The following is a 24,235-nucleotide window of genomic DNA, read 5'->3' as shown; positions in this document are numbered from 1 at the left end:
ACGGAGCGGGAGATTTCCCGCTCTGCAAATATTACCGAGACAGACAAGGCTACATGATGAACACATGGAATTTGGTCGATCCTGAATTACGCCCGGCACTGGCGGATAGCCGCCCCCTCTCCCTGACACAAGACGCTCTCGTTGCCCTTCGCCAACAACGCCAGCAGGCAGCGCTGGCTAACGTGCAATGTTTCCGGGACACCGGGTTATCGGTGGAAGAACATCTTATCTCCTCACCCGCACATCCTGCCGTCAGAGTCTGTGTTATTACCCCCGCAACGCCGGGGCAGAACCGAATGGGTATTTTGCATATTCACGGCGGCGGTCATCTTTTCGGTAGCCCGGAACAGTCACTGTCGCTGACCAGCGCCACCGCATTGCAACACGACTGCGTGATCGTCTCTGTCGATTATCGTCTGGCACCCGAAACGGTCTTTCCGGGATCGCTGGAGGATTGTTACGCCGCGCTGGTGTGGATGAGCGAGCAGGCCACCGCACTCGGTATCCATTCTGACCATATTGGGCTGATGGGCGACAGCGCAGGGGCCGGACTTGCGGCCTCGCTGGCGCTGCTGGCCCGCGATCGCAATGGCCCACGTATTGCCTTTCAGAACCTGATGTTTCCGATGCTCGATGATCGTACGGTAACGGAAGAAAACCCGAATCCGGTGACCGGTGAGTTTGTCTGGACGCGTGAATATAACCGTTTTGGCTGGCGATCGCTGTTGGGCTGCGAGCCAGGCTCGGAGGGGGTGTCGGCTTATGCTGCGCCGGGACGAGCAACGGACCTGACTAATTTGCCACCCACCTGGCTCGGCGTGGGTACGCTGGATCTGTTTCTTGATGAAAATCTTCGCTTTGCGCAGGCGTTAATCCGTGCGGGCGTGGCGGTGGAAATGAATGTGTGGCCTGGGGCGTATCACGGCTTTAACTCTGATCCGCAGGCGCGCGTGGCCCAGCGGGCGCGGGAACAACGTCAGGCATGGATTGCACAATTCAGGCCGACAGCGGTATAAGCTTTTCCCCTTCACCCCGCCCCTCTCCCACGGGGCTGAGGCATCCCCAGCAATCTTACGTTTTACAGCGATAACGCCGCTTAAAAAGAATAAAACAGTGACAGCGATGACAGGGTCCGGCTGAAAATCGATGAGGCGTTGGCGGCTGACCGGGGCCGCCCGCAGGGAAGCGGGCGGAGGGGATAGCCTGCAAGGACGCAGGCTGGTCCCCGACCCGAAAGTCAGCCGACATAAGCGTCATGGACCGCGCCAGCGGCGATTTTCCTGGCCGGGAGCCCGGGTCGCCAGGGTGGTGGCGGTGAGCCACCCTGGCACGTTCACGGGTTCTGTCGCGACAGAAAAGCAAGGAACATAAGGTGAACGGAATGACCATCAGAGCCGCATTTTCCCCCTCACCCCCAAAAACAAAAAGCCCTGCACGCTGGCAGGGCTTCTTAATCACATCAGGCGTCAGGCGCTCGCCGCGGGTTTACGCGGGCGACGACGGCGCGGTTTCTCACCCGCCGGTTTACTTCCTTCCTGGGTACGTGGCGCTTTCGCTTTCGGCGCGCCACCGTCGTTACGGCGTGGCTGCTGTTGTCCGCGACCACCGCCACCGCCCTGACCACGACCACCACGGCCCTGGCTCTGACGACCATTCACAATCGGCTCGGCCTTGATAGACGGATCGGGCTCGTAACCCGGCAGAGCGATACGTGGGATCTCTTTTTTCAGCAGGCGTTCGATGTCACGCAGCAGTTTATGTTCATCGACGCAGACCAGCGACAGCGCTTCACCGGTTGCCGCAGCACGACCGGTGCGGCCAATACGGTGTACATAATCTTCCGGCACGTTCGGCAACTCGTAGTTCACTACGTGCGGCAGCTCTTCGATATCCAGACCACGGGCCGCAATGTCGGTTGCGACCAGTACGCGGATATCACCCGATTTAAAGTCTGCCAGCGCACGGGTACGCGCGCCCTGACTTTTGTTACCGTGGATAGCCGCGCTGCGAATACCGTCTTTATTCAGTTGTTCAGCCAGATGGTTGGCACCGTGTTTGGTGCGGGTGAAGACCAGCACCTGCTGCCAGTTGCCTTCGCCAATCATCTGGGAGAGCAGCTCGCGCTTACGTTTTTTGTCGACCATGTGAACGTGCTGCGTTACCTGCTCAGAGGCGGTATTGCGGCGCGCCACTTCGATTTCCAGCGGGTTGCGCAGCAGCTTTTCGGCCAGGCCTTTGATGTCATCCGAGAAGGTCGCGGAAAACAGCAGATTCTGACGACGCGCAGGCAGTTTAGCCAGCACGCGGCGGATATCGTGGATAAAGCCCATGTCCAGCATGCGGTCTGCTTCGTCCAGCACCAGGATCTCCACGCTGTCCAGTTTGACGGCGTTCTGGTGTTCCAGATCCAGCAGACGACCCGGTGTGGCGACGAGGATATCGACACCGCTACGCAGCTTCATCATTTGCGGGTTAATGCTCACGCCGCCGAAAACCACCAGCGAGCGCAGGTTCAGATATTTGCTGTAATCACGTACGTTTTCGCCGATTTGCGCGGCAAGTTCGCGCGTTGGCGTCAGGATCAGCGCACGCACCGGGCGACGGCCTTTCGCGTGCGGCTCTTTTTGTACCAGACGTTGCAGCAGCGGCAGCGTAAAGCCCGCGGTTTTGCCAGTACCCGTCTGGGCGCTCGCCATCAGGTCGCGGCCTTCCAGCACCGCTGGGATCGCCTGTTGCTGAATAGGGGTTGGCTCACGGTAGCCCTGCTCGTCAACAGCACGCAGAATTTCCGGGTTCAGGCCAAGGGAATCAAAAGACATAACAACTCCGCACCGCCCCGACCATAACAGGTGTAGTTTTCGAGGAGATAATAATATGACAGATGACAAAAACCACAATGTCATGAAGGGGCGGAGTGTAACAGCTTTTGTGACACAGCGCATAAAATATCGCTCTGCTAATCATTGAAGAAATATTTCTCCGATTTTCCCAACCCGTATGGCCCGGGGCCTGGGGAACGGCACGCTATTTTTAGCGGTAAGAGAGTGATAACACCCGACTGGACACGGTGAAAAAATAGCCATAAAGTTAATCAATCGATTGATTAACTTTATTCCACCGATGAATATGAACTCGACGACCAGTAAAGGTGAGCAGGCCAGAAACCAGTTGATTGCCGCTGCCCTCGCGCAGTTTGGCGAATACGGATTGCATGCCACCACGCGCGATATCGCTGCGCTGGCCGGGCAGAATATTGCCGCGATCCCCTACTACTTCGGTTCAAAAGAGGATCTGTATCTCGCCTGCGCCCAGTGGATCGCCGATTTTATTGGCGCAAATTTTCGCCCCCACGCCGAAGCCGCCGAAATCCTGTTTACCCAGGCGGAACCCGATAAAGAGGCGATACGTGAACTGATTCATCGGGCCTGCAAGAACATGATTATGCTGCTCACCCACGATGACACGCTGAATCTGAGTAAATTTATCTCGCGCGAACAGCTCTCCCCTACCCGCGCCTACCAGTTAGTTCATGACCAGGTGATCGCCCCGTTGCACAGCCATCTTACCCGGCTGATTGCGGCTTACACCGGCAGAGAAGCCAATGATACGCAAACCATTTTGCACACCCATGCGCTGATCGGCGAGATCCTCGCCTTCCGCCTCGGTCGGGAAACCATTTTGCTGCGCACCGGATGGGCGCAATTCGACGATGAGAAAGCCGACCTGATTTGCCAGGTCATCACGTGCCATATCGATCTTATCCTTCAGGGATTAACAAGGAGTTCCGGGTTATGAAAAAGCCTGTCGTCATCGTGTTGATTGTCGTTATCGTACTCGCCGCGCTTGGCGGGGGCTGGATGTGGTATCAAAGCCGACAGGCAGCCACCCTCACGCTCTACGGGAATGTGGATATTCGCACCGTGAACCTCAGTTTCCGGGTCGGCGGACGTCTCGCTTCACTTGCGGTGGATGAAGGGGATGCGATAACCGCCGGGCAGAAGCTTGGCGAAATCGACAAAGCCCCTTACGAGAATGCCCTTATGCAGGCACAAGCCAATGTCTCGACGGCGAAGGCAAAATACGATCTGGTCACCGCGGGCTATCGCGATGAAGAGATTGCCCAGGCGGCGGCGGCGGTCAATCAGGCGCAGGCGGCCTATGATTACGCGCAAAACTTTTATCAGCGCCAGCAGGGGCTGTGGAAAAGCCGGACCATTTCCGCCAACGACCTGGAAAATGCGCGTTCCTCTCGCGACCAGGCGCAAGCCACACTGAAATCGGCGAAGGATAAACTCAGCCAGTACCGTACCGGTAATCGCCCGCAGGAGATAGCCCAGGCCAAAGCCAGCCTTGAGCAGGCACAGGCGCAACTGGCGCAATCACAACTGGATTTGCAGGATACCCAACTGGTGTCGCCTTCTAATGGCACTCTGCTCACCCGCGCCGTGGAGCCGGGTAGCATGTTAAATGCCGGGAGTACCGTTCTGACGCTCTCCCTGACCCGCCCGGTTTGGGTTCGCGCCTACATCAGCGAAGTCAATTTGCATCAGGCCCAGCCCGGTCAGACGGTATTGTTGTACGTTGATGGACGCCCCAATAAGCCTTACCACGGCAAAATTGGCTTTGTTTCACCGACGGCTGAATTCACCCCAAAAACCGTGGAAACGCCGGACTTGCGTACCGATTTAGTCTATCGGCTGCGCATTATCGTCACCGACGCCGATGACGCTCTGCGCCAGGGGATGCCGGTTACCGTGAGCTTCGATAATGGAGCACGGAATGAGTGAGGCAACCATCCGTCTGAACGGCCTGGTCAAGCGCTTCGCCGGGATGGAGAAACCCGCCGTCGCCCGTCTGGACTGCACCGTGAAAGCCGGATACGTCACGGGGCTGGTTGGCCCGGATGGCGCGGGGAAAACCACGCTGATGCGCATGCTCGCCGGACTGATGAAACCCGATGAAGGCAGCGCGGAGGTTATTGGCCTGGATCCCATCGCCAACAACAGCGAACTGCATGCCTCGCTCGGTTACATGCCGCAAAAATTTGGCCTGTATGAAGATCTCACGGTGATAGAAAACCTCAACCTGTACGCCGATCTGCGCAGCGTCACCGGGGAACAGCGGCAGGAGACCTTTGCCCGACTGCTTGAATTCACCGCCCTCGCCCCCTTTACCGGACGGCTGGCGGGCAAGTTGTCCGGCGGCATGAAACAGAAACTGGGGCTTGCCTGCACCCTGGTCGGGCAACCGAAAGTGCTGTTGCTGGACGAACCCGGTGTCGGCGTGGACCCGATATCACGCCGTGAACTGTGGCAGATGGTGCACACCCTCGCCGGGGACGGCATGCTGATTTTATGGAGCACCTCTTATCTGGACGAGGCCGAGCAGTGCCGCGATGTGCTGCTGATGAACGAAGGTGAATTGCTTTATCAGGGCGAACCGCGCGCGCTGACGCAAACCATGGCCGGGCGCAGTTTTCTCGCCAGCAGCCCGCAGGAAAACAACCGCCAGCTATTGCAACGCCTGCTGAAACTGCCGCAGGTCAGCGACGGGATGATTCAGGGACGTTCGGTGCGGGTGATTCTGGCGAAAGAATCAACGGTGGACGCCCTGCGCAGCGCATCGTCACTGACCCGGTTAGACATCGAAGAGACCGCGCCGCGCTTTGAAGACGCGTTTATCGACCTGCTGGGCGGTGCCGCGTTCACCCAGTCGCCGCTGGGGGCCATTCTGCATACCGTGGAAGGCACCCCGGATGAGACAGTGATCGAAGCCCGGCAACTGACGAAAAAATTTGGCGATTTCGCCGCCACCGACCACGTCGATTTTGCCGTCAAGCGCGGCGAGATTTTCGGCCTGCTCGGGCCAAATGGCGCGGGGAAATCCACCACCTTCAAGATGATGTGCGGGTTACTGGTCCCCACCTCCGGCAAAGCGCTGGTGCTGAATATGGATTTAAAAACCAGCTCCGGCCAGGCACGCCAGCATCTTGGCTATATGGCGCAAAAATTCTCCCTTTACGGCAACCTGACGGTGGCGCAAAACCTGCGCTTTTTTTCCGGCGTCTACGGCCTGCGGGGGCGGGCGCAGCAGGATAAAATCACACGGATGGTGGACGCGTTTGGCCTTAAGGCGATAGCCAATCAGGCAACCGACGCCCTGCCTCTGGGCTTTAAGCAACGCCTGGCGCTGGCCTGCGCGCTGATGCATGAGCCGGACATTCTGTTCCTCGATGAGCCGACATCCGGCGTCGACCCGCTGACCCGCCGCGAGTTCTGGCTGCACATTAACAGCATGGTGGAGAAAGGGGTAACGGTCATGGTCACTACCCACTTTATGGACGAAGCCGAATATTGTGACCGTATCGGGCTGGTCTATCGCGGTAAACTTATCGCCAGCGGCACGCCGGATGCCCTGAAAGCGCAAACGGCCGATGCGGAGCACACCGACCCGACGATGGAGCATGCCTTTATCACGCTGATCCATAACTGGGATAAGGAGCATCACGATGCATAGCCCTCTCTCCCTGCGCCGCGTGCGCGCACTCTGCGTCAAAGAGACGCGCCAGATTGTGCGCGATCCCAGTAGCTGGCTGATTGCAGTGGTGATCCCGTTAATGCTGCTGTTTATTTTCGGCTACGGCATAAACCTGGACTCCAGCAAGCTGCGCGTGGGCATTTTACTGGAGCAGCACAGCGAAGAGGCGCTGGACTTCGCCCATACGATGACCGGCTCTCCGTGGTTTGACGCGACGGTCAGCGATAATCGCCAGCAACTCATTCAGATGATGCAGGCCGGGCGCATTCGCGGGCTGGTGGTCATTCCGGTGAATTTTGCCGAACAGATGGCGCGCCCCGGTGAAGATGCCCCGCTACAAGTGATCACCGATGGCAGCGAACCCAATACCGCCAACTTCGTTCAGGGCTATGTACAGGGGATCTGGCAGGTCTGGCAACAGCAGCGGGCCGACGATCGCGGCGAAAGTTTCGAACCGCTGATTGACGTACAGATGCGCTACTGGTTTAACCCCGCCGCCATCAGCCAGCATTTTATTATCCCCGGCGCGGTCACCATCATCATGACAGTGATCGGCGCGATCCTCACCTCGCTGGTGGTGGCGCGCGAATGGGAGCGCGGCACCATGGAGGCGCTGCTCTCTACCGAAGTTACCCGTACCGAACTCCTGCTCTGCAAGCTTATCCCCTACTACTTCCTCGGAATGCTGGCGATGTTGCTGTGTATGCTGGTGTCGGTATTTATTCTCGGGGTGCCGTATCGCGGTTCGCTGGTGATCCTGTTTTTCATCACCAGCCTGTTTCTGCTCAGCACTTTGGGGATGGGGTTACTGATTTCGACCATTACGCGCAATCAGTTCAATGCCGCGCAGGTGGCGCTTAACGCCGCCTTTTTGCCGTCGATCATGTTGTCCGGGTTTATCTTCCAGATTGACAGTATGCCTGCGGTGATCCGGGCGGTAACCTACATTATTCCGGCGCGCTACTTCGTTAGTACCCTGCAAAGCCTGTTTCTGGCAGGCAATATCCCGGTGGTACTGGTCATCAACGTGCTGTTTCTGTTGGCTTCGGCAATCATGTTTATTGGCCTGACGTGGGTGAAAACCAAACGGCGGCTGGATTAGGGAGGCGCCATGTTTCATCGCTTATGGACACTGATTCGCAAAGAGTTGCAGTCGCTGCTGCGCGAACCGCAGACCCGCGCCATTTTGATTCTGCCGGTTGTCATCCAGGTGTTGCTGTTCCCGTTTGCCGCGACGCTGGAGGTCACTAACGCCACCATTGCCGTCTATAACGAAGATAACGGCAAACATGCGGTAGAGCTGACCCAGCGCTTTGCCAGGGCAAAAGCCTTCACCCATGTGCTGATGCTGAAAAGCCCGCAGGAGATTCGCCCGACAATCGACGAGCAAAAAGCGCTGCTACTGGTGCGTTTTCCGGCTGACTTTTCCCGCAAGCTGGATACCTTCACCCAGGCACCGCTACAGCTTATTCTCGACGGACGAAACTCTAACAGCGCGCAGATTGCCGCCAATTACCTGCAAGAGATCGTCAAAGAGTATCAGCAGGAGCTGATAGAGGGGAAAACGAAGCCGAACAACAGCGAACTGGTGATCCGCAACTGGTACAACCCAAACCTCGATTATAAATGGTTCGTGGTGCCATCGCTTATCGCCATGATCACTACGATTGGCGTGATGATCGTCACCTCACTCTCGGTTGCCCGTGAACGGGAGCAGGGCACGCTGGATCAACTGCTGGTCTCACCGCTGGCGACCTGGCAAATTTTTGTCGGCAAAGCGGTACCTGCGCTGGTGGTGGCGACGTTCCAGGCCACCATTGTGCTGCTCGCCGGGATCCTTGCCTATAACATCCCCTTTGCCGGATCGCTACTGCTGTTCTATTTCACGATGCTGATTTACGGCTTGTCGTTGGTAGGGTTTGGCCTGCTGATCTCGTCCCTGTGCTCAACACAGCAGCAGGCGTTTATTGGGGTGTTTGTCTTTATGATGCCCGCTATTCTGCTTTCGGGATATGTGTCGCCGGTCGAGAATATGCCGGTCTGGCTGCAGGATCTGACATGGATTAACCCTATCCGCCATTTTACGGACATTACCAAGCAGATCTATTTGAAGGATGCGAGCTTCGCGATTGTCTGGCAAAGCGTGTGGCCGCTACTGGTGATAACGGCCACCACGGGTTCAGCGGCCTATGCGATGTTCCGCCGTAAGGTGATGTAACCTTACGCCTCTCGCATCTTAAACTTTGAAGGATTTGGACGGGATACGCTTCTCTTTTGCCAGCAGGGAGACCACCGCCGGGCCTGCGAGGATAACCAGCCCGGCCAAGGCCAGCAGCAGGTTGTTTTGCATGACGCGTGACAGCAGCCACAGCACGATCATTGCGACCCCGAAATACCAGGTGGTGGTCAACTCTTCCAGAACATCGCCAATGCCGCGCCAGCGCTCTTCGTGGTGGCGCTGCAAAAACAGCATCAACAGCACCGTTACGCTATAAAGGACGCACAGACCCAGGCCGACCCGCACCAGCGCGCCGCTCATCCAGGCTGTTACTAACACCGCCACAACCAGCATATGCAACATAATCTGCCAGCAACTCAGACCGGTTGCGACACGAACACGTTGTTGCCACTTCATGGCATCTCTCCTGACGAATTTTTCTCTTAACAAAGAGTACTGATATTTACAGAAAATTCCGTAACCCCGCATCTTTTTGTGACAGAGACTACAATTTATTTTCATCAGGATAGTGAGGCTGGCAGGAGAATTATGACCCAACAAACTCGTCAATTTTCATTGAAAGTACTCACCATAAATACCCATAAAGGCTTTACTGCCTTTAACCGGCGTTTCATTTTGCCGGAACTTCGCGACGCGGTGCGCACCGTCAGCGCCGATATTGTTTGCCTGCAAGAAGTGATGGGCGCGCATGAGGTTCATCCGCTGCATGTGGAGAACTGGCCGGATACCACCCACTACGAATTTCTTGCTGACGCTATGTGGAGCGATTACGCCTACGGGCGTAATGCTGTCTACCCTGAAGGCCACCACGGTAACGCCGTGCTTTCCCGTTTTCCTATCGAACACTATGAGAACCGCGACGTGTCCGTGGACGGCAGTGAAAAACGCGGCCTGCTCTATTGTCGTATCGTGCCGCCTGATATTGAGCGGCCGGTGCATGTGATTTGTGTGCATCTGGGCTTACGTGAAGCCCATCGCCAGGCACAGCTCACGATGCTGGCGGAATGGGTAAATTCGCTGCCGGAAAATGAACCGGTGGTGGTGGCTGGCGACTTTAACGACTGGCGGCAGCGGGCGAACCATCCGTTAAAAGTCCAGGCCGGGCTGGAAGAGATCTTTACCCGCGCCCATGGCCGCCCTGCCCGCACCTTTCCGGTCAGCCTGCCGCTGTTACGTCTGGACCGTATCTATGTCAAAAATGCTGGTGTCAGCTCGCCCACAGCACTGCCGCTGCGCAACTGGCGTCATTTATCCGACCATGCCCCTCTGAGTGCGGAGATCCACCTATGAAATGCACATGGAAAGAGGGTAATCGTATTGAGCTTCTCGAAAATGGCGAAAACTTTTATCCGGCGGTGTATGCCGCTATTGAGCAGGCACAGCAGAAAGTTATCCTCGAAACCTTTATCTGGTTTGAAGATGAAGTAGGACGTGAGTTGCATGCTGTTTTACTCAAAGCGGCCCGTCGCGGCGTGAATATCGAAGTGTTGCTCGACGGCTATGGCTCCCCCGACCTCAGCGATGAGTTCGTCAATACGCTCACCTCTGCTGGTGTCGTCTTCCGCTACTACGATCCCCGTCCACGTCTGTTCGGTTTGCGGACCAACGTCTTTCGCCGCATGCACCGTAAAATCGTGGTGATCGATAACACGGTGGCATTTGTCGGCGGCATTAATTATTCCGCTGAACATGTCACCAGCTACGGCCCCGAAGCCAAGCAGGACTATGCCGTGCGGGTTGAAGGCCCGGTGGTGGCTGACATTTTGCAATTTGAAGTGGAAAATCTGCCTGAAAACGCGCCGGTCAGACGCTGGTGGCAACGACGTCGCCACCAGGCGGAGGATAACCGCACGCCCGGTGAAGCTCAGGCGCTGTTTGTCTGGCGCGACAATGACGATCACCGTGATGACATTGAACGCCACTACCTGAAAATGCTCGCCAATGCGAAGCGCGAAGTGATTATCGCCAATGCCTATTTCTTTCCCGGCTACCGCCTGCTGCATGCAATGAAAAACGCGGCCCGCCGGGGCGTACGAGTGAAGCTCATCGTACAAGGCGAGCCGGATATGCCAATCGTCAAAGTCGGCGCCGAGCTGCTCTATAACTATCTTTTGAAAGGGGGCGTTCAGGTCTACGAATATCGCCGTCGCCCACTGCATGGCAAGGTGGCGTTAATGGACGATCACTGGGCAACCGTCGGGTCGAGCAACCTTGACCCGTTAAGTCTGTCGCTAAATCTTGAAGCCAATCTGATCATTCACGATCGGGAATTCAACCAGACGCTGCGCGACAACCTCAACGCGATTATCGCCAAAGACTGCCTACGAGTGGACGAATCGATGGCACCTAAGCGGACCTGGTGGAATCTCGCCAAGAGCGTGGTGGTGTTCCACTTCCTGCGCCATTTTCCTGCACTCGTTGGCTGGCTGCCCGCACATACGCCAAGGCTGGCCCAGGTGAAGCCCCCCATCCAGCCGGAAATAGAGACTCAGGATCGCGTCGCTTCTGAAAATTCCGGGGGGAAATCCTGATGGCGAAATCACATCCACGCTGGCGGCTGGCAAAAAAAGTTCTCACCTGGCTCTTTTTTATCGCCGTTGCCGTCCTGTTAGTGCTGTATGCCCAGAAGGTCAACTGGGATGATGTCTGGAAGGTTATTCATGACTATAACCGCATCGTGCTGTTGGGTGCCGCCGCGCTGGTCGTGGTCAGTTATTTGATTTATGGCTGCTACGACCTGCTGGGTCGTGCCTATTGCGGACATAAACTGGCTAAACGTCAGGTAATGCTGGTATCGTTTATCTGTTATGCCTTTAACCTGACGCTCAGCACCTGGGTGGGCGGGATCGGCATGCGTTATCGTCTCTATTCCCGCCTGGGATTACCCAGCAGCACCATCACGCGGATTTTCTCGCTCAGCATCACCACCAACTGGCTGGGTTATATTTTACTCGGCGGCATCATCTTCACCTTCGGCGTGGTGGATATCCCGGCGCACTGGTACATCTCCGACACGACACTGCGCGTTATTGGCGTGGTGTTGCTGCTCTTTATCGCCTTCTATCTGTGGGCCTGCGGTTTTGCGAAACGTCGCCATTTCACGATTAGAGGACAGAAGTTAGTGATTCCCTCGTGGAAATTTGCCCTTGCCCAGATGGCCATTTCCAGCGCCAACTGGATAGCTATGGGGGTGATTATCTGGCTGCTGATGGGGCACCAGGCCAACTTCTTCTTTGTGCTGGGCGTGTTGCTGGTCAGCAGTATCGCCGGCGTGATTGTCCATATCCCGGCGGGGATTGGCGTGCTGGAAGCCGTCTTTCTGGCACTGCTGGCCGGGGAACATATGTCACAAGGGGTTATCATCGCGGCCCTGCTGGCCTACCGCGTACTCTATTATTTTATCCCGCTACTGCTGGCGCTGATTGCCTATCTGATACTGGAAAGTCGGGCGAAGAAACTGCGTGCGAAAAATGAAAAGGCGATGGCAAAAGGTTGATTAGCGGGAGCGTATGCCATCAATCACATAGCTTGCCAGACGTAGCAGTTCAAACACGAGACTGGCAATATTCAGCCAGATCCGCAATGCGCCATGGATGGCGCAGGCCTGTACCGTGGTAAATTGTTTCATATAGAGTTCGCGGGCGGATATCTGAATCCGTGAACTGCTGCCCGCCGTCGTTAATCCAAACAGCAATACCATCACCAGGCAGCCAATCCATTCCAATGGGCCATTGTGCAGCCCGATATTAACCAGCGCCGTCAGGCTAAGTCCCACCAGCAACATCAACAAATAATAGCCACCGCCGCTGATATTGCTGCCCGCATAATGGGCGATAACCGCGCTGATGGCGAACATCGCGCCAGTTACGCCCAGCGCTAAGGCGATTCCCGCCCAGGAGAAGATGCAGGCGAAAAGTAGCCCGGTCAGCAGGTTCATCAAGATGAGCCAGAACAGCGCCAGCGGCGTACTAAAGCGCTCAAAGAGGCAGTAAAGGAGAAGACCGCTGATAAATAAGGCGGCAATCATCACAAGGATGGCAGGGCCGGGAATAAACCACGCCCGAATAACGGGAAGATGCAGCGCAAGCCAGGCAACACCGATACCCAGCACCATGCCCGCAGCCAGCCACAGGCAGATATTAACGATAAGTTCCGTAGGCTTAATATGCGGCGGCGAAAGCCAACCAAAAGGTTTCATCTCTTCTCCCTGAGGTGAACAAGCCGCACCCGGTTATGTCCGGGTGCGCTTATGCTTTTCACTGGCTATCTGACGTACCCCGGCCGGGATAACATTAACGACGGTTGCCGAAGATACGCAACAGCATCAGGAACAGGTTGATAAAGTCGAGATAGAGCGTTAGCGCCCCTAAAATCGAATATTTCCGCAGATGCGCTTTATCATTCACATCAAGCTGCGTGCCGATGTCTTTGAGTTTCTGAGTGTCATACGCGGTCAACCCGACAAAAATAACCACCCCGATATAGGTCACCGCCCACATCAGCGTTTCACTTTTCAGCCAGAAGTTAACGAGGGAAGCCAGAAGGATACCGATTAGCCCCATAAACAGCATACTGCCAAGACCGCTCAGGTCGCGTTTGGTGGTATAGCCGTAGAGGCTCATCGCGCCGAACATCCCGGCGGTAACGACAAAGGTCGCCGCAATAGACTCCGCGGTGTAGGCATACAGGATGCCCGAAAGCGTCAGCCCGGTCAGGGCGGAATAGAGCATAAACAGCGTGGTCGCCATGCCCGCGCTGAGTTTGTGGATCAGGCCGGAGAGCACAAAAACCAGCGCCAGTTGCGCAATAATCAGCCCGAAGAAGACCACCCGGCTGGAGTAGATAGCCATTAATACGGCTTCATTAAATACCGTATACCAGGCGATAAAAGCCGTCAGCAGTAGCCCACAGGTCATCCAACCATAGACCTGCGCCATATAGGTTTGCAAACCGGCACGGGCGGGTGAAACGATAGAATCGGAACGCGGGAATCTGTCCATAATGACTCCTCAAAAAGTGGATACCCACCTTCAAGATTAACACAATCCCGCCAAAGCGTTACCAGCGTTGCGCCGCCTGTTTATCGCTATCGCGCGCCTCTACCCAGCGCTCGCCCTGCGCCGTGGCTTCGCGCTTCCAGAACGGCGCACGCGTCTTAAGGTAATCCATAATGAACTGCCCTGCCTCAAAGGCGCTGCTGCGGTGTGCGCTGGTCACGCCGACGAAGACGATGTCGTCGCCAGGCCAGAGTTCGCCCACGCGATGAATCACCGTGACGTTACCAAGTGGCCAGCGCTCACGCGCATCATCAACAATCCCGGCCAGCGTCTTTTCAGTCATCCCCGGATAGTGTTCAAGCGTCAGAGCGCTGACATTATCGCCAAGGTTATGGTTACGCACTTTGCCGGTAAAGGTCACGACCGCGCCGTCTTCATCCCGCTCATTCAGCCATTGATACTCTTCGCCGACGTTAAACGGCGCGTGGCCAACCACGATACGTGTCTGCGCCATCTCAGCCTCCGGTCACCGGCGGAAAAAACGCCACTTCGTCGCCATCGGTAAGGGGAGTGTCAAAGCTCACCAACGTCTGGTTTACCGCCGCCAGCAGTTTGCCCTCTTCCAGCGCCAGCGCCCAACGATCGTTACGCGCGGCAAGGTGTTGGCGTAACGCTTCCACAGACGGAAACATCTCGTCCAGCGTCAGCCGGTCACACCCGATCAGTTCACGCACCTGCGCGAAAAAAAGTACATTAATCATTTGCTTCTACCTTGAAATCACCGGACTTACCGCCGCTTTTCGCCAGCAGACGTACCGGGCCAATGACCATATCCTTCTGCACGGCTTTGCACATATCGTAAATCGTCAATGCGGCTACCGACGCCGCCGTCAGCGCTTCCATTTCCACGCCCGTTTTGCCCGTCAGACGGCATAGCGACTCAATGCGAACCCGGTTATGTTCCGGCTGTGCCTGTAATTGCACTTCCACTTTGCTAAGCAACAGCGGGTGACACAGCGGAATCAAATCCCAGGTGCGTTTTGCCGCCTGGATGCCCGCAATGCGCGCCGTGGCAAAGACATCACCTTTGTGATGGCTGCCATCAATAATCATCGCCAGCGTTTGTGGCTGCATGGTGACAAACGCTTCGGCGCGCGCTTCCCGCACGGTTTCTGCTTTGGCGGAGACATCCACCATATGCGCTTCGCCGTCGGCGTTAATATGGGTCAGTTGTGACATAAATTAAGGCTTAATATGGGAGTGAAAATTACACGGACGCGTGCGCGCATCGAGTTGCGGCGCGATGATATTGTCCCATGCGGTGCGACAGGCTTTGGTGGAACCCGGCATCGCGAAAATCAGCGTTTTGTTGGCGATACCCGCCAGCGCGCGTGATTGCAGCGTAGAGGTGCCGATCTCTTCGAAAGAGAGCATCCGGAACAGCTCACCAAACCCTTCTACTTCACGGTCAAACAGCGGCAATAAGGCCTCCGGCGCCTGGTCGCCCTCGGTAAAACCGGTGCCGCCATTAATCAGCACCACCTGGACGTCATCACTGGCAATCCACACTGAAACCTGCGCCCGAATGGCATAGCGATTCTCTTTGACAATGGCTTTCGCCACCACTTTATGTCCCGCCTCCAGCGCTGAGTCGCGCAGGAAATGGCCTGAGGTGTCGTCCTCTTCGCCACGACGGCTGGAAACCGTAAGAATCGCGATACGGGTAGGGATAAATTCAGTACTAACCTGACTCATTGCTTTTTCTCCTTGCGGCCGTTATCCGCCAATGTAAGACAGATTTTGCGTAATGCCGGTGTTGCCCTGATGCAGAAAATGGGTCTGTTTTTTATGCGCAAGGGACGTGGCAATGCGCGCTTCCAGCGCGGCCTGCTGATGGTCATCCTGCAGCAGATCGCGCAGGTCTACGCCCCCGTCGCCAAACAGGCATAAATGCAGCTTGCCGACGGAAGAGACCCGCAGCCGGTTACAACTGGCGCAAAAGTCTTTTTCATAGGGCATGATGAGACCAATCTCTCCGGCATAGTCCGGGTGGCAGAAAACCTGTGCCGGACCGTCACTGCGGCTGCGCAGCTTCTGGATCCAGCCGCGTTTAAGAAGCTCGACGCGCAGCACATCGCCGGAGATATGGTGTTTTCGAAAGAGATCGCTGCCTTCGCCGGTTTCCATGAGTTCAATAAAACGCAGTTGAATGGGGCGAGGTTTGATCCAGGAAAGAAAGGTATCGAGCTGGTAGTGATTGACGTCGCGCATCAGCACGGTATTGACTTTGACTTTCTCAAAGCCTGCCGCAAAAGCAGCATCAATGCCGTCCATCACCTGCTTAAACTTATCCTGACCGGTAATCGCGAAAAACTGGCGCGCGTCGAGACTGTCGACGCTGACGTTGATCGCCGTCAGCCCGGCATCACGCCAGTGCGCCACATCGCGCGCCAGCCGATAGCCGTTCGTGGTGACGGCAACCTGGCTGATGGCGTGGTTTTCCCGCACGGCAGCAATAATGTCGGTAAAGTCGCGACGCAGCGAAGGTTCGCCACCGGTCAGACGGACTTTCTCTGTCCCCATAGCAGAAAACGCACGCGTAACGCGACGAATTTCCTCGAGGCTGAGAAAACCTTTATTTGTGACACCACCTGGCTTGTAGCCGTTAGGCAGGCAGTAAGTGCAACGGAAGTTGCATACATCAGTGATCGACAAACGCAAGTAAAAGAACTTACGCGCGAACGTGTCAGTCAGTTGTGTGGCCATGTACACCTTTCCAAATACGGGAGATGCAGTCATTTCTTCCTGCACCCTGGCGGCTGATACCGGTGGTATCGCCACGGCCAAAGCACCATATCGTCAGACGTAGGTACAGAGGCTAGAGTGTATGTTGTGCGTAACGAGATAAATTCGTTATGGCGATAGTAGCGCGAAGCGTTTTGTTTCGCCAACATCATTATCGCTATATAAATATGTATATAGCGACATGATCGCACATTTTCATAACAGAGTACGTGAAAATCCCTTTTTTGCTTTGATATACGTCATTTTCCACCCTGCGCGGCATCGTCATTAGGTGGTATTTAGGTTAACGTAGCGCGGTAATCATTTATAAGGAAGGTTTATGCGTAATCGCACTCTTGCGGATCTGGATCGCGTCGTTGCGCTTGGCGGTGGGCACGGTCTGGGCCGCGTGATGTCAGCTTTATCATCGTTAGGTTCACGACTCACCGGTATTGTGACGACCACCGATAACGGCGGTTCTACCGGGCGGATTCGCCGCTCTGAGGGAGGGATCGCCTGGGGCGATATGCGCAACTGTTTAAACCAGCTTATTACCGAACCCAGCGTCGCTTCGGCGATGTTTGAGTACCGTTTTAGCGGTAATGGCGAACTTTCCGGCCATAACCTCGGAAACTTGATGTTAAAGGCGTTAGATCACCTCAGCGTGCGGCCTCTGGAGGCGATCAATCTCATTCGCAACCTGCTCAAGGTCGATGCGTTTCTTATTCCGATGTCTGAACAACCCGTTGATTTAATGGCAACAGACAACGAAGGCCATATGGTCTATGGCGAAGTGAATATCGACCTGCTGGAATCCCCGGTACAGGAATTGATGCTGTTTCCCAAAGTACACGCCACGCGGGAAGCCGTTCAGGCGATTGCCGAGGCGGATCTGATTTTAATTGGTCCGGGGAGTTTTTATACCAGCCTGCTGCCTTTACTGCTGCTGGAAGACCTTTCTCAGGCGTTGCGCCGCACCCCCGCGCCCGTGGTCTATATCGGTAATCTCGGCAGAGAATTGAGCGTGGCCGCCGCCAACCTGACGCTTAAAGATAAGCTGACGATCATGGAGCAGTATGTGGGTAAACCGATCATAGATGCCGTTATCGTTGGTCCGAAAGTGGATGTCTCTGCGGTTTCCGACCGGGTTGTTATTCAGGGGGTTCTGGAGGCCAGCGATATCCCCTATCGTCATGACAGGCATTTGTTGCGTGAAGCGCTGGAAAAAGCGGTTCAGGCGCTGGGTTAATCGCGCAGCGAGCACGATTTGTGCTCGCGCCATCACGTTTCCTTAATTTCTTAAGGTTGTCTTAAAGATCTTTGTCCAGAATAGTCATCCTGTCTTTGTCAGGATCGTTGTCATGCCTACTTTTCGTCTTCGCCGGCCTAGCTTAAGCCGCCTGAGCTTTCTGATTTTGTTCGCGCTTTATATTGCACTGATTTTAAACATCGCGTTTTATCGCCAGGCATTTAGATTATTGCCGGTAGACTCATTGCATAACGCTCTGGTATTTGCCTCCATGCCCGTCGTGGCCTTTAGTGTTATCAATATTGCGCTCACTCTGACTTCATTTTTACGCCTGGACCGTCTGACGATCAGCCTCTTTATCCTGGTCAGCGCGGCGGCGCAATATTTCATCATGAGCTTTGGCATTATTATCGACCGCTCAATGGTGACCAATATTCTCGATACCACCCCGGCAGAGAGTTTCGCCCTGCTATCGCCACGTATGGTTGTGGTGTTGCTGTTCTCAGGCGCGTTAATGGTGCTTATCGCCTGGTGGATTAAAATCAAAACCCCGGTCCCGGCCTGGCGCAGTATTATCAGTCGTCTCGTGAGCATTGCGGTTTCTGCATTACTGATCGTTTTCGTCGCGCTGCTGTTCTATAAAGATTACGCCTCACTGTTTCGCAATAATAAAGAACTGGTTAAATCCCTCAGCCCGTCAAACAGCATCACCGCCGGTTTATCCTGGTATAGCCATCATCGCATGGATAATTTACCGCTGGTGCGTATCGGCGAAGATGCACAACAACGTGCGCAGATGCAAAACGGCCCGCGTAAGAATCTGACCATCTTGATCGTGGGTGAAACCTCGCGTGCCGCCAACTTTTCCCTGGGTGGATATGCTCATGATACCAACCCGCGTTTAAAACAGGATAATGTGGTCTATTTCCCGAACACCACCTCCTGCGGGACGGCAACGGCCATTTCCGTGCCCTGCATGTTCTCTAATATGCCGCGTCAGAGTTACGACGAAGAACTGGCCCATCATCAGGAAGGATTGCTGGATATTATTCAGCGCGCGGGTATTCAGGTGTTGTGGAATGAAAACGACGGCGGTTGCAAAGGTGCCTGCGATCGCGTTCCTCATCAGGATGTGACTGCGCTGAATCTGCCGGGGTTATGTATTGACGGTGAATGTCAGGATGAAGCGTTATTTCATCAGCTCGAAGACTATATCAATAATCTGCAACATGACGGTGTCATTGTATTGCACACCATTGGTAGCCACGGGCCAACCTACTATAACCGCTACCCGGCGGCATTTCGTAAATTTACCCCGACCTGCGATACCAGCCAGATTCAGACCTGCACGCAGGAACAACTGGTGAACACTTACGACAACACCATTTTGTACATTGATTATATTGTCGACAAAGCCATTAAATTACTGCAATCGAAACAGGATAAATTCACCACCAGCCTGGTTTACCTTTCCGACCATGGTGAATCGCTGGGTGAAGACGGTGTCTATTTACACGGTTTGCCTTATTCCATCGCCCCGGAAACGCAAAAACATATTCCGATGCTTATTTGGCTGTCTGAGGATTATCAAAAGCGTTACGGCGTAGATAATCAGTGCCTGCAAAAAGAGGCACAGCAAAAGAACTTTTCGCAGGATAATCTCTTCTCGACCATGTTGGGTATGGCAGGGGTCAGTACGAAGGAATACCGTGCGCAAGATGATATTTTGACGGCCTGTCGTGGAGAGCCGAAATGAAAATTCTGGTTGTTGAAGATGATGCGCTGTTATTACAGGGATTGATTCTGGCCATGCAAAGTGAAGGATACGCCTGCGATGGCGTATCCACCGCGCATGAAGCGGGCCTGAGTCTGGCAACCGGACACTACAGTCTGATGGTGCTTGACCTTGGTCTTCCTGACGAAGATGGCCTCCATTTCCTGGAGCGTGTTCGCCGCGAGAAATTCACGCTGCCGGTATTAATTTTGACCGCCAGGGACACACTCTCCGATCGTATTTCCGGGCTGGACACCGGTGCGGATGATTATCTGGTTAAGCCTTTCGCACTCGAAGAGCTTAACGCACGTATTCGTGCCCTGCTGCGTCGTCACAATAATCAGGCGGACAGCGAATTAACAAACGGTAATTTGCGGCTGAATTTGACCCGCCGTCAGGTATGGCTCAGCGAAGAGTTGCTGGAGCTTACGCCAAAAGAGTATGCGTTGCTGTCACGCCTGCTGATGAAAGTGGGTACGCCGGTACACCGTGAAATTCTCTATAACGACATTTACAACTGGGACAACGAACCGGCGACTAATACGCTGGAAGTGCATATCCATAACCTGCGCGATAAAATCGGCAAATCGCGTATTCGTACCGTGCGCGGCTATGGGTATATGTTGATCCACGCCGATAAACAGGAATAAGCATGGCGATCTTTCAGTTCAGGAACTGGTCAATGCGAAGCCGTTTGCTGCTCACCATCGGGGCCATTCTGGTGGTGTGTCAACTGGTCAGCGTGTTCTGGCTATGGCATGAGAGCAAAGAGCAAGTCCAGCTATTGGTGGAAAGCGCGATTCACAGCCATAACAACCACAAACAGGTGGAGCATGAAGTGCACGAGGCAGTCGCCAGTCTGCTGGTGCCAAGCCTGCTGATCATTGGTCTCGCCCTGCTGCTCTGCTTTAAAGCGTTGAAAACCATTACCCGCCCTCTTTCAGCATTACAGCGCGAGCTGGATGCGCGTGCGCCGGGCAACCTTGAACCCATCGTTCTGGAAAACCCGGTCCGTGAAGTGGAAGCCGTTGCCTCTGCCATCAATCAACTGGTTTCACGCCTTACCGTCACACTGGATCGCGAACGTCTGTTTACCGCCGACGTAGCCCATGAGTTACGTACGCCGCTGGCAGGTCTGCGTCTGCACCTGGAGTTGATGGCCAAAAGCCATGCTCTGGATGTCGCCCCCCTGCTCCAGCGGCTGGACCAGATGACCGAAAATATTGCCCAGTTGCTACAACTCGCCCGCGTCGGGCAATCTTTTTCCGCTGGCAGCTATCAGCAGGTGATGTTGATGGAAGATGTGGTCATGCCGGTCCACAGTGAGCTGGAGAGAATGCTGAACACCCGTCAGCAGCACTTACAGTTGCCGGAAATGACAGAAGATATCGCCGTGGCAGGCGATGCCACACTCCTGCAAGTGCTGCTGCGAAATTTGGTGGAAAACGCCCACCGGTACAGCCCGCCCGGCACCACCATTACCATGAGCCTTATCGGTGGCTCAACGCCGGTTCTGTCGGTGGAAGATGAGGGGTCAGGCGTCGATGAATCCCGCAGCGGAGAGTTAAGCAAAGCTTTTGTGCGAATGGATAGTCGCTACGGTGGTTCAGGGCTTGGATTGAGTATCGTTTCACGTATCGCGCAGCTCCATGACGCGCAATTCTTCTTACACAACCGTCAGCCAGGCCCTGGTGTTCGCGCATGGGTGAAACTCAACCCCATTGCACGTTAAGGGGAGTTCAGTAAGTCAGCACCCAGAGATGGGTAAAGCCGATGATAATGGCGAGGGACAGGGCAACGGCCAGATACTGAGCCAGATTTTCTTTGCGCATAGATACTCTCCTGATTTTTCACAGGAGAGTAATCGGCTTTCATTAAGTAAACATTAAGATGCACAGGTCAATTTCGTGAGCGGCATCATGTTACGAGGCGGCAATAAACAATTCCCGCAATTGATGCAGTTGATCGCGGCATTTCGCCGCCTCTTCGAATTCGAGATTCTGCGCATGCTGCATCATCTGCCCTTCCAGCTCGTGAATTTTCTGCTGCAGCGCTTTCGGGGTTAACGCCAGTTCGGCAGCTTCCACCTGAGCCGGCGTGCGCGATTTACCGCGACCTTTGCCTTTGGTCTTCGCCAGGCTTTCGCCGAGGCTCAGAATATCCACCACTTTTTTGTTCAACCCCTGCGGCGTGATGCCGTGTTCTTCGTTGTACTGCTGCTGTTTCTCGCGACGACGCCCGGTTTCCCCCATCGCCTTCGCCATGGATGGGGTAATCTTGTCGCCATAGAGAATAGCCTTCCCGTTGACGTTACGCGCCGCACGACCTATGGTCTGAATCAGCGAACGCTCCGAACGCAGGAACCCTTCTTTATCCGCATCCAGAATCGCCACCAGCGACACTTCCGGCATATCCAGCCCCTCACGCAACAAGTTAATGCCCACCAGCACATCAAACTCGCCAAGGCGTAAATCGCGGATAATCTCCATACGTTCGACCGTATCGATGTCGGAGTGCAGGTAACGCACCCGCTCACCATGTTCTTCCAGATATTCGGTCAGATCTTCCGCCATGCGTTTGGTCAGTGTCGTGACCAGCACGCGCTCGTTAATGGCGGCGCGTATGCGGATCTCAGAGAGCAGATCGTCCACCTGGGTTGCCACCGGTCGCACTTCGATAATCGGATCGAGCAACCCGGTCGGGCGCACAACCTGGTCAATCACATCGCCACCGGATTTTTCCAGCTCATAGTTGCCCGGCGTCGCCGATACATAAATGGTTTGCGGTGCCAGCGCTTCGAACTCTTCGAATTTCAGTGGGCGGTTATCCAGCGCTGACGGCAGACGGAAACCGTACTCCACCAGCGTCTCTTTACGCGCGCGGTCGCCGCGGAACATACCGCCAATTTGCGGAATGGTGACGTGGGATTCATCAATCACCAGCAGGCCATCCGCCGGAAGGTAATCAAACAGCGTCGGCGGCGGCTCGCCCGGGCCGCGCCCGGAAAGGTAGCGCGAATAGTTTTCGATGCCGGAGCAATAGCCCAACTCATTCATCATTTCCAGATCAAACTGGGTGCGCTGGGTCAGCCGCTGTTCTTCCAGCAGCTTATTATTCTCCAGCAGCACTTTGCGCCGGTCGGCCAGCTCGACCTTGATCTCTTCCATCGCCTGAACGATGCGCTCACGCGGTGTGACGTAGTGAGTTTTGGGATAAACCGTAAAACGCTGGATGGTCGACTCAACGTGCCCGGTCAGCGGATCAAACAGCGAAAGACGCTCAACTTCTTCATCAAACAGCTCAACGCGCAGGGCAATATCGTCCGATTCCGCCGGGAAGATATCGATCACCTCGCCGCGCACGCGAAAGGTGCCGCGCTGAAACGCCTGATCATTGCGGGTGTACTGCAGCTCCGCCAGCCGACGCAGTATGGAGCGCTGATCGATGATCATCCCTTTTGTCAGGTGCAGCATCATCTTCAGGTACAGGTCCGGATCGCCCAGACCGTAAATCGCGGAGACCGATGCCACCACAATGACATCCCGACGTTCAAGCAGCGCTTTAGTGGCCGACAGACGCATCTGCTCAATGTGTTCGTTCACCGAGGCATCTTTCTCAATAAACGTGTCCGAACTCGGCACATAGGCTTCCGGCTGATAGTAGTCGTAGTAAGAGACGAAATATTCCACCGCGTTATCCGGGAAGAACTCTTTCATTTCGCCATACAACTGTGCCGCAAGGGTCTTGTTCGGTGCCAGCACCATCGTCGGACGCTGTAAATCGGCAATGACATTCGCCACGGTGAACGTTTTCCCTGAACCGGTCACGCCCAGCAAAGTCTGATGAGCCAGACCGTCTTCGAGCCCTTCTTCCAGGCGACGAATAGCTTCTGGCTGATCGCCGGAGGGACGAAAAGCGGAATTCAGTTTGAATGGTTTACTCATGGACGGCTACCTGATGAAGGAATGAGCGGGCAGGAAAGTAATTTTACTCACCACAGCGAGATTTGCCAATAAAAAATACTGGATGTAAAAACAGTGGCATAATCAGGAATCTCTTCTACTCACTGGCCCGGCACGATGAGCGCACCTCGAAAATCACGCTGGACGGTACAAAACACCAGCAAAAGCGGGTTATCCCCAGAACATTTCCTTTTTTAACACTTGTCAAGACAGGTAATGAAAGTTTTGTGGCAGTGGGTGACAGATTTCTTACAAGGATTGCTTTTATTTAACTAATTAAAAAATAAAGGAATATCTCAAAAGACGCCTTTCGCAGCAATTCAGGCGCAAGCCGCGTATTTACTCGCTTCTCGCACTTTTTCTAACTCTAATGCACAAGGTTATCCACAGGAATAGTGGATAACTGCTTCCAGCCCATATGCCTCGCCTGTCGCCAAAAACCACCTGGCAGCCTCTTTGAGGTCAATAAAAAAATTTTCTCGCTTATTTTCGCAGAATATCTGCTAACGAATCGGTGAATTATCATGCGATCCTGCTCACATTTCACCAATTGACTGCACCATTTCCCACCATCCCTGGCACTGTCAAAGAGCATATATTTTCGCCTGCCAGCCGCAAAAAGCACTTTTACTCTCTTATTCATCAGCGGGTTCCGAAAAAAATCTCGTATTTAGGTTCTGGCAAGGCTTTTGC

General features: G+C 54.8%; 24 protein-coding genes and 1 riboswitch. Of the genes, 14 read left to right on the top strand and 10 right to left on the bottom strand.

The genetic code is table 11. The annotated features are described in order from the left end of the window. The first annotated feature begins 56 nt into the window (after positions 1 to 56). Positions 57 to 1,016 carry an alpha/beta hydrolase gene (locus tag IP582_RS07530; protein WP_193796204.1) on the top strand — a complete coding sequence of 320 codons (960 nt, stop codon included), beginning with the start codon at positions 57 to 59 and terminating at the stop codon, positions 1,014 to 1,016. Positions 1,017 to 1,146: 130 nt separating this feature from the next. Then, entirely contained in the window at positions 1,147 to 1,371 is a 225-nt protein-coding gene (locus tag IP582_RS07525; RefSeq protein ID WP_193795543.1) for a hypothetical protein, read from the top strand. 95 nt (positions 1,372 to 1,466) lie between these two features. Here IP582_RS07525 and rhlE read toward each other — a convergent pair whose 3' ends face one another. Beyond that, positions 1,467 to 2,819 carry an ATP-dependent RNA helicase RhlE gene (gene rhlE / locus IP582_RS07520; RefSeq protein WP_039077218.1) on the bottom strand — a complete coding sequence of 451 codons (1,353 nt, stop codon included), beginning with the start codon at positions 2,817 to 2,819 and terminating at the stop codon, positions 1,467 to 1,469. Positions 2,820 to 3,120: 301 nt separating this feature from the next. Here rhlE and cecR point away from each other — a divergent pair, with 301 nt between their 5' ends. From cecR to IP582_RS07495, 5 genes are read left to right on the top strand one after another with little or no spacing between them, the layout of a single operon-like run. Continuing rightward, positions 3,121 to 3,795 (top strand): transcriptional regulator CecR, encoded by a 675-nt coding sequence (gene cecR, locus IP582_RS07515; protein ID WP_039077219.1) that lies wholly within the window; start codon positions 3,121 to 3,123, stop codon positions 3,793 to 3,795. Beyond that, positions 3,792 to 4,787 (top strand): secretion protein HlyD, encoded by a 996-nt coding sequence (hlyD, locus tag IP582_RS07510; protein ID WP_193795542.1) that lies wholly within the window; start codon positions 3,792 to 3,794, stop codon positions 4,785 to 4,787. The genes cecR and hlyD overlap by 4 nt, the downstream gene beginning before the upstream one ends. Next, positions 4,780 to 6,516, top strand: a complete 1,737-nt coding sequence (locus IP582_RS07505; RefSeq protein ID WP_108701782.1) for an ATP-binding cassette domain-containing protein — start codon at positions 4,780 to 4,782, stop codon at positions 6,514 to 6,516. The genes hlyD and IP582_RS07505 overlap by 8 nt, the downstream gene beginning before the upstream one ends. Then, positions 6,509 to 7,639: an ABC transporter permease gene (locus tag IP582_RS07500; RefSeq protein WP_039077222.1), complete on the top strand. Its 1,131-nt coding sequence runs from the start codon at positions 6,509 to 6,511 to the stop codon at positions 7,637 to 7,639. The genes IP582_RS07505 and IP582_RS07500 overlap by 8 nt, the downstream gene beginning before the upstream one ends. 9 nt (positions 7,640 to 7,648) lie before the next feature. Then, entirely contained in the window at positions 7,649 to 8,755 is a 1,107-nt protein-coding gene (locus IP582_RS07495) for an ABC transporter permease (RefSeq protein ID WP_071195602.1), read from the top strand. 18 nt (positions 8,756 to 8,773) lie between these two features. Here IP582_RS07495 and IP582_RS07490 read toward each other — a convergent pair whose 3' ends face one another. After that, positions 8,774 to 9,172 carry a YbhQ family protein gene (locus tag IP582_RS07490; RefSeq protein WP_193795541.1) on the bottom strand — a complete coding sequence of 133 codons (399 nt, stop codon included), beginning with the start codon at positions 9,170 to 9,172 and terminating at the stop codon, positions 8,774 to 8,776. A gap of 132 nt (positions 9,173 to 9,304) precedes the next feature. Here IP582_RS07490 and IP582_RS07485 point away from each other — a divergent pair, with 132 nt between their 5' ends. The 3 genes from IP582_RS07485 to IP582_RS07475 are packed head-to-tail and all read left to right on the top strand — an operon-like array spanning position 9,305 to position 12,272. Next, complete coding sequence (locus IP582_RS07485; protein WP_039077225.1) at positions 9,305 to 10,066, top strand: endonuclease/exonuclease/phosphatase family protein; 762 nt, start codon at positions 9,305 to 9,307, stop codon at positions 10,064 to 10,066. Then, complete coding sequence (clsB, locus tag IP582_RS07480) at positions 10,063 to 11,307, top strand: cardiolipin synthase ClsB (protein ID WP_039077226.1); 1,245 nt, start codon at positions 10,063 to 10,065, stop codon at positions 11,305 to 11,307. The genes IP582_RS07485 and clsB overlap by 4 nt, the downstream gene beginning before the upstream one ends. Continuing rightward, complete coding sequence (locus tag IP582_RS07475) at positions 11,307 to 12,272, top strand: YbhN family protein (RefSeq protein WP_071195599.1); 966 nt, start codon at positions 11,307 to 11,309, stop codon at positions 12,270 to 12,272. The genes clsB and IP582_RS07475 overlap by 1 nt, the downstream gene beginning before the upstream one ends. Here IP582_RS07475 and IP582_RS07470 read toward each other — a convergent pair whose 3' ends face one another. The 7 genes from IP582_RS07470 to moaA all read right to left on the bottom strand — a co-directional run bounded on the left by IP582_RS07470 (position 12,273) and on the right by moaA (position 16,539). Then, positions 12,273 to 12,974, bottom strand: a complete 702-nt coding sequence (locus IP582_RS07470) for a Bax inhibitor-1 family protein (RefSeq protein ID WP_193795540.1) — start codon at positions 12,972 to 12,974, stop codon at positions 12,273 to 12,275. A gap of 94 nt (positions 12,975 to 13,068) precedes the next feature. After that, positions 13,069 to 13,776, bottom strand: a complete 708-nt coding sequence (locus IP582_RS07465; RefSeq protein WP_039077229.1) for a Bax inhibitor-1/YccA family protein — start codon at positions 13,774 to 13,776, stop codon at positions 13,069 to 13,071. Positions 13,777 to 13,834: 58 nt separating this feature from the next. Beyond that, complete coding sequence (moaE, locus tag IP582_RS07460) at positions 13,835 to 14,287, bottom strand: molybdopterin synthase catalytic subunit MoaE (RefSeq protein ID WP_165158959.1); 453 nt, start codon at positions 14,285 to 14,287, stop codon at positions 13,835 to 13,837. Between the two features lies 1 nt (position 14,288). Continuing rightward, positions 14,289 to 14,534 (bottom strand): molybdopterin synthase sulfur carrier subunit, encoded by a 246-nt coding sequence (gene moaD / locus IP582_RS07455; RefSeq protein WP_193795539.1) that lies wholly within the window; start codon positions 14,532 to 14,534, stop codon positions 14,289 to 14,291. Then, the gene (moaC, locus tag IP582_RS07450; protein WP_107222938.1) at positions 14,527 to 15,012 is read right to left on the bottom strand and encodes a cyclic pyranopterin monophosphate synthase MoaC; all 486 of its coding nucleotides are present in this window, start codon (positions 15,010 to 15,012) and stop codon (positions 14,527 to 14,529) included. The genes moaD and moaC overlap by 8 nt, the downstream gene beginning before the upstream one ends. Before the next feature lie 3 nt (positions 15,013 to 15,015). Next, positions 15,016 to 15,528: a molybdenum cofactor biosynthesis protein B gene (gene moaB, locus IP582_RS07445; RefSeq protein WP_039077233.1), complete on the bottom strand. Its 513-nt coding sequence runs from the start codon at positions 15,526 to 15,528 to the stop codon at positions 15,016 to 15,018. 21 nt (positions 15,529 to 15,549) lie between these two features. Further along, positions 15,550 to 16,539 carry a GTP 3',8-cyclase MoaA gene (gene moaA / locus IP582_RS07440; protein WP_193795538.1) on the bottom strand — a complete coding sequence of 330 codons (990 nt, stop codon included), beginning with the start codon at positions 16,537 to 16,539 and terminating at the stop codon, positions 15,550 to 15,552. Continuing rightward, positions 16,527 to 16,671, bottom strand: a riboswitch (molybdenum cofactor riboswitch). (Overlaps the previous gene by 13 nt.) Positions 16,672 to 16,897: 226 nt before the next feature. Between moaA and yvcK the strand changes: the two genes are divergently transcribed. From yvcK to pmrB, 4 genes are all read left to right on the top strand, one after another. Further along, positions 16,898 to 17,806 carry a uridine diphosphate-N-acetylglucosamine-binding protein YvcK gene (yvcK, locus tag IP582_RS07435; RefSeq protein ID WP_079498591.1) on the top strand — a complete coding sequence of 303 codons (909 nt, stop codon included), beginning with the start codon at positions 16,898 to 16,900 and terminating at the stop codon, positions 17,804 to 17,806. A 112-nt stretch (positions 17,807 to 17,918) separates the two neighbouring features. Then, positions 17,919 to 19,562: a phosphoethanolamine transferase EptA gene (gene eptA / locus IP582_RS07430; protein WP_193795537.1), complete on the top strand. Its 1,644-nt coding sequence runs from the start codon at positions 17,919 to 17,921 to the stop codon at positions 19,560 to 19,562. Next, complete coding sequence (pmrA, locus tag IP582_RS07425; protein WP_039077237.1) at positions 19,559 to 20,230, top strand: two-component system response regulator PmrA; 672 nt, start codon at positions 19,559 to 19,561, stop codon at positions 20,228 to 20,230. Before eptA ends, pmrA begins: the two co-directional genes overlap by 4 nt. Before the next feature lie 2 nt (positions 20,231 to 20,232). Then, positions 20,233 to 21,312 carry a two-component system sensor histidine kinase PmrB gene (pmrB, locus tag IP582_RS07420; protein WP_193795536.1) on the top strand — a complete coding sequence of 360 codons (1,080 nt, stop codon included), beginning with the start codon at positions 20,233 to 20,235 and terminating at the stop codon, positions 21,310 to 21,312. A gap of 190 nt (positions 21,313 to 21,502) precedes the next feature. On the opposite strand, the gene uvrB is transcribed toward pmrB, so the two are convergent. Then, positions 21,503 to 23,524 carry an excinuclease ABC subunit UvrB gene (gene uvrB, locus IP582_RS07415; protein ID WP_193795535.1) on the bottom strand — a complete coding sequence of 674 codons (2,022 nt, stop codon included), beginning with the start codon at positions 23,522 to 23,524 and terminating at the stop codon, positions 21,503 to 21,505. Between the last annotated feature and the right edge of the window lie 711 nt (positions 23,525 to 24,235).

It is taken from the genome of Citrobacter sp. BDA59-3 (assembly GCF_015167655.1).
GTDB lineage: Bacteria > Pseudomonadota > Gammaproteobacteria > Enterobacterales > Enterobacteriaceae > Phytobacter > Phytobacter diazotrophicus.
Note: the sequence above shows the minus strand (reverse complement) of the source record. Positions and strands in the feature narration are given on the sequence as shown.

Coding starts and splice junctions, on each gene's coding strand:
- IP582_RS07530 (WP_193796204.1), top strand. CDS start 57: ATGAACACATGGAATTTGGTCGATCCTGAATTACGCCCGGCACTGGCG.
- IP582_RS07525 (WP_193795543.1), top strand. CDS start 1,147: ATGAGGCGTTGGCGGCTGACCGGGGCCGCCCGCAGGGAAGCGGGCGGA.
- rhlE (WP_039077218.1), bottom strand. CDS start 2,819: ATGTCTTTTGATTCCCTTGGCCTGAACCCGGAAATTCTGCGTGCTGTT.
- cecR (WP_039077219.1), top strand. CDS start 3,121: ATGAATATGAACTCGACGACCAGTAAAGGTGAGCAGGCCAGAAACCAG.
- hlyD (WP_193795542.1), top strand. CDS start 3,792: ATGAAAAAGCCTGTCGTCATCGTGTTGATTGTCGTTATCGTACTCGCC.
- IP582_RS07505 (WP_108701782.1), top strand. CDS start 4,780: ATGAGTGAGGCAACCATCCGTCTGAACGGCCTGGTCAAGCGCTTCGCC.
- IP582_RS07500 (WP_039077222.1), top strand. CDS start 6,509: ATGCATAGCCCTCTCTCCCTGCGCCGCGTGCGCGCACTCTGCGTCAAA.
- IP582_RS07495 (WP_071195602.1), top strand. CDS start 7,649: ATGTTTCATCGCTTATGGACACTGATTCGCAAAGAGTTGCAGTCGCTG.
- IP582_RS07490 (WP_193795541.1), bottom strand. CDS start 9,172: ATGAAGTGGCAACAACGTGTTCGTGTCGCAACCGGTCTGAGTTGCTGG.
- IP582_RS07485 (WP_039077225.1), top strand. CDS start 9,305: ATGACCCAACAAACTCGTCAATTTTCATTGAAAGTACTCACCATAAAT.
- clsB (WP_039077226.1), top strand. CDS start 10,063: ATGAAATGCACATGGAAAGAGGGTAATCGTATTGAGCTTCTCGAAAAT.
- IP582_RS07475 (WP_071195599.1), top strand. CDS start 11,307: ATGGCGAAATCACATCCACGCTGGCGGCTGGCAAAAAAAGTTCTCACC.
- IP582_RS07470 (WP_193795540.1), bottom strand. CDS start 12,974: ATGAAACCTTTTGGTTGGCTTTCGCCGCCGCATATTAAGCCTACGGAA.
- IP582_RS07465 (WP_039077229.1), bottom strand. CDS start 13,776: ATGGACAGATTCCCGCGTTCCGATTCTATCGTTTCACCCGCCCGTGCC.
- moaE (WP_165158959.1), bottom strand. CDS start 14,287: ATGGCGCAGACACGTATCGTGGTTGGCCACGCGCCGTTTAACGTCGGC.
- moaD (WP_193795539.1), bottom strand. CDS start 14,534: ATGATTAATGTACTTTTTTTCGCGCAGGTGCGTGAACTGATCGGGTGT.
- moaC (WP_107222938.1), bottom strand. CDS start 15,012: ATGTCACAACTGACCCATATTAACGCCGACGGCGAAGCGCATATGGTG.
- moaB (WP_039077233.1), bottom strand. CDS start 15,528: ATGAGTCAGGTTAGTACTGAATTTATCCCTACCCGTATCGCGATTCTT.
- moaA (WP_193795538.1), bottom strand. CDS start 16,539: ATGGCCACACAACTGACTGACACGTTCGCGCGTAAGTTCTTTTACTTG.
- yvcK (WP_079498591.1), top strand. CDS start 16,898: ATGCGTAATCGCACTCTTGCGGATCTGGATCGCGTCGTTGCGCTTGGC.
- eptA (WP_193795537.1), top strand. CDS start 17,919: ATGCCTACTTTTCGTCTTCGCCGGCCTAGCTTAAGCCGCCTGAGCTTT.
- pmrA (WP_039077237.1), top strand. CDS start 19,559: ATGAAAATTCTGGTTGTTGAAGATGATGCGCTGTTATTACAGGGATTG.
- pmrB (WP_193795536.1), top strand. CDS start 20,233: ATGGCGATCTTTCAGTTCAGGAACTGGTCAATGCGAAGCCGTTTGCTG.
- uvrB (WP_193795535.1), bottom strand. CDS start 23,524: ATGAGTAAACCATTCAAACTGAATTCCGCTTTTCGTCCCTCCGGCGAT.